This is a genomic window from Gordonibacter sp. An230 (assembly GCF_002159915.1).
GTDB lineage: Bacteria > Actinomycetota > Coriobacteriia > Coriobacteriales > Eggerthellaceae > Rubneribacter.
In genome coordinates this window covers 1-996 of the sequence record NZ_NFJP01000069.1, presented here as the reverse complement: position 1 = coordinate 996, position 996 = coordinate 1, and the positions used below count along the sequence as shown (strand labels likewise).

Sequence of the window (996 nt, the reverse complement as noted above, 5' to 3'; positions counted from 1 at the left end):
GCCGCCACGCCGCCCTCGCGGCGGGCGCCGTCCTCGCGCTCCCCCTCTGCCTGCCCGGCTGGCTCCTCCCGCTCGCCGTCCAGCGCGCCATGGGCCCCTCGGCCGAGGCGGCCATCGCGGATGCGAACAGGGGGGCCGGTGGCGATTACACTTACTCCCTCGAGCGCGAGTACTCGGACGCCGAGGGCCGCACGGTCTACCGCCTCGTCACGGACTCCGACCCCGCCATACACCGCGAGCTGCGCTACGGCTTCCGGTGGTTTCCGGAGATGCGCGCCGCGCCGGGCATACCGCTTCCCTACTTCCTCTCGCCCGGCCCCTACTACGAGACGGTGAACGACAAGGAGTGGCGCGAGGAGTACGCCGAATGGCGCCGGGTGTGGGAGCTCCCCCACCAGCCCGGCGCCCGAGGAGGGGCCTCCGATTCCGAGGGGCGGGGGTGAGCGCCGTGCCCGATGCCCGCCCCGGCGCCCCTGCCCGCGCCCGCATGCGCCACCGCAAGATCGCCGCCGCGCTCTGCGCCGCAGTGGCCCTCGGCGCCCCCGCGGCCTACCTCGCCCCGCTCGCGCTCCAGTACGCCGAGGGCCCCTCGGCCGAGGAGGCCATCGCGGATGCGAACGATTCCGCAGCGCACAACAACAAGGCGGTGTACTCCCTTGAGTGTGAGTATTTCGATGCCGAGGGTCGCACGGTCTACCGCCTCGTCTCCGACACTGATCCGGCGATCGTCCAGGAGCTGCGCTACGGCTTCAGGTGGCTCCCGGACGTGCGCATCTCCCCCGCGGTCGTGCCCTCCCCGCACGTCGACCCGCCCGGCCCCTACTACGAGCTCGTCAACGACGATGAGTTTCTGAACGCGTATTTCGAGTGGGAACGGGTGCAGGAGCGTCGCGAGGACGGCCCCGGGGAGAGGGGGTGAGCGCCATGCCCGACGCCCAGGTGGGCGCGGCCGAGATCTTAGGCACGCCCTGGGCCGGCCAGGTGCGGGCCGTGGAG

The 996-nt window shown here is 72.7% G+C and carries 2 protein-coding genes; both read left to right on the top strand.

The annotated features are described in order from the left end of the window. Positions 1-443, top strand: a 443-nt coding sequence (locus B5F40_RS16365; RefSeq protein ID WP_162611016.1) for a hypothetical protein, incomplete at its 5' end; no start/stop codon positions are given. Continuing rightward, the gene (locus B5F40_RS15705; RefSeq protein WP_087195205.1) at positions 440-919 is read left to right on the top strand and encodes a hypothetical protein; all 480 of its coding nucleotides are present in this window, start codon (positions 440-442) and stop codon (positions 917-919) included. The genes B5F40_RS16365 and B5F40_RS15705, both read left to right, overlap by 4 nt. Positions 920-996: the final 77 nt, after the last annotated feature.